The following is a 3,019-nucleotide window of genomic DNA, read 5'->3' on the forward strand; positions in this document are numbered from 1 at the left end:
GATTTGACTGCTCTGTCTGAGTCAGTTGCAGCGGTGTCCGCTGGGATGGGCAACTGCGACATGGAGCTGCTGACCTATACGGGGAACGGAGCAATGGGGCAGTCGTCCCCCACCCGGATCACCTTTTCTTCCTTGCCCGACGCATTTCTGGTCGTGGGAGACCTGGCAATCCTGCTGGGCCGGGGCGGCGTTAAGGAGGCCATTTTGGCATGTAAGGACGTCACCTACTCGGAGAGCTTTGTCAGCACTTCTTCCCTGACCTGGACGGGGACGCAGATGTCCCTGTACAACAGTGTGGATGCCCGGTACCAGATGAACAGTGAAAATAAGGTGTATTGGGTGTTGGGGCTGAAAAAGAAAAACTGAATGTATAAAACCCCCGGGCCGAAGCCCGGGGGTTAAATTACTACACCGTAGTACCTCTAATTAGTAATTAGATAGTGCCAAGAGTTCTGGTAACAGTGAAAGTACCATGAGCAGAAGTAATGGTCAGAGTTACGGTATAGTTGCCAGTGTTGCTGGGAACAGCCTTAAAGCCGTCAAAGGTAATATCGGCGCTCGCGCCATTCGCAACACTGTCTTTGGTTACCTGCACATTGTCCAGTGCACAAACCTGATAGCCGTCGGCATTCTTCACCACGACCTTGGCTCTAGCGCCAGTTTCAAAGTTGGAACCAGAGTTGTTGGTGAAGTTCACCTTCATTCCGTTTTCGCTGAAGGACAGAGCGTTCAGAGCCAGGGAGCCGTCGTTAGTATCACCGGAAGGACCAGTGTAATCGTTATCGAGGGCATAGTCCACGATAATCACACTAGTAGCGCGGCCGTCCTCAATAACAGCGTCGAAGCTGTAGTCGTGAGTGGTATTCAGATCATCCAGAATGGACTCCAGCGCACTCACACCAGTTTCATAAGTGGTAGTCCACTTGTTGTTATTCTGCTGGCGCAGGACGATATTGGCATCCTCAGCAATGCGGAAGCCCTCCTCACCGGTGGTGACATTGTACAGAGTCTTGCCCTTCAGATCATACACATGACCAGTGCGGCCAATGTCAGCAACAATCAGGTCCTTCTGATCCGCCTTAATCAGCTTAACGGCATCAGCAATCGTAATAGCATACTCGGAGGCATCGTCAAACAGCTCAACGTCACGCACGTTGCCGTCGGCGTCGTACTTGACAGTGTACCAGTTGTACTGATCCATATCGTCTTCCAGGACGCTCTTATTCTCGTCGCTGGTCTCAGTCAGCAGCACTTCCTCACCGTCAATGACGACCTTACGGGTCCAAGTCCACTCCTCGGCGTTCTTGTCGTAGCTTTCGTCCTCCAGATCATCGGTAAGCGCAAAGGCTACCTTGCTGGTGGTAGTGCCGCTCTCGCCAACGACCACAGCAGCAATCACATAACCGTCATCGTTGTACAGAGCATAGGTGCCATAGGAGAAGACATTGTCGCCATAGTTATCGCGGCTGCTGTCAGTGCTGTAGTCAACGGAAGTCTTTCCAGCGTTTTCAGAGGCATCCTTCCAGCCCCAGGTTTCAAAGGCGGCATTGTCCACACCAATGACAACTTCATCAGCGCCCTTGATAACGGCATAGCTCAGCTTGCCAGTGACAACCTTGTCAAGCTCAGCCAGCAGATACACGGACTCATCGTTGCCGTACACGCGGCTGTCAATGCCGGGGACAGAGATGTGCTTATCATCAATCTTGGGAACCTCGCCCTCGGTGCTGTGATTCTGAGCCACGTCGCCGTCATCATCGAAAGCAATTTCATTCTTGTCCTCGATGGCAGTCAAGGAATAAACATCATCCTTGCTGACAGTATAGGAGAACCACTTGTTGATGATAGGACCATCGTTCTTCAGAGTGCCGTCATTCTTCACTTCGATAACCTTGCTGGTACCATCCATGAAGATAGCATTAGCATCCCAACTCTTGGTGGACAGATTGCTGGAAGCATCATCAACACCAGTGATGAACAAATAGTTATCCACCTTGTCCACGATATCCACACCGATGACATAACCGTACTGATCCAGATACACATTATAAGTGGTGTCCTTCAGGTTGTTGTCGGTGTAGTCGTCCAGAACCTTTTCATCATACTCCAGCTTGGCAGAGGCGTCATACTTGGTGCCGTCCACGGTCACAGCAGTGACCTCGCTGCCGTTGGCGCTGAACTTGCTGATCTCGGTGTCCGCAATGATCTTCACATCATCCATGGATTGGATCTCATCGTCGGCATAGGTGACCAGGACGAAGTCGTCCTTCTCCAGGTCTTCGATATAGAAGTCCTCACCGGAAACAGTCTGATTGCTGATGGACTTGTCATCCGCGGTCTTACCATAGACCTTCAGAGTAACAGTGTCCTTTTTCTCGTTGTAATCAGCATTAGCCTGAGCCAAATAAGTATTGATAACCGTGACGGTGACGATCTCGTCATCGGTGTCAACAAACACCTGGGTCAGGGCACCGTTATCGGTGTTGCTCACGTCACTGCGGTTATTGCGGGAGATCTCCTTATAGAGACCATTCTCCTCGCCGTCCACATAGCTCTCGAAGTCGTACTTGTCATAGGCAGTCTTGCCCACCACGTCGTACAGCTCCTTGCCGGTGACAGCGGTGGTGAACTCGGCGGCCAGCAGCTCCTTCTGCGCAAAGGTGCCGATCTCCTCGCCCTCATAGCTCCAGGTGCGGGCGGGGCGGCCGAACACGTCGGTGGTGTCCTCGTCCAGCTTCAGGTCGCCGTTGTACAGCTTCTCGCCCAGCTCCACGATGGAACGGTTGGCGTCGGTGGTGTTGCTGGTGGACTTGTCGCTGCTGATGGCGTTGGCGTAGGTCTGGTTGCTGGTGATGTAGCTGTACTTCACATCGGTGGCGATGGTCACGTTGCCCACGGTCAGGCTGCCGTTGGTCTCAGCCTGCACGGTGCCGGACTTCAGGGTGTTCAGCACCAGCTGAGCCACGTCGTTGCGGGTCATGGCCTGGGTCACGCCGGAGTCCACGCCCACGAACAGGTC

Annotated in this window: 2 protein-coding genes; one reads left to right on the top strand and one right to left on the bottom strand. The window is 53.0% G+C overall.

The window, feature by feature from the left end; genetic code table 11:
- The coding region (locus tag H6B31_RS16355; RefSeq protein ID WP_204899475.1) for a hypothetical protein at positions 1 to 366 on the top strand (366 nt) is incomplete at its 5' end.
- Positions 367 to 433: 67 nt separating this feature from the next.
- Here H6B31_RS16355 and H6B31_RS16360 read toward each other — a convergent pair.
- Positions 434 to 3,019 (bottom strand): hypothetical protein (locus H6B31_RS16360; RefSeq protein WP_204899476.1); only part of this gene is annotated, 2,586 nt, incomplete at its 5' end.

It is taken from the genome of Pseudoflavonifractor capillosus (assembly GCF_016899775.1).
Lineage (GTDB): Bacteria > Bacillota > Clostridia > Oscillospirales > Oscillospiraceae > Lawsonibacter.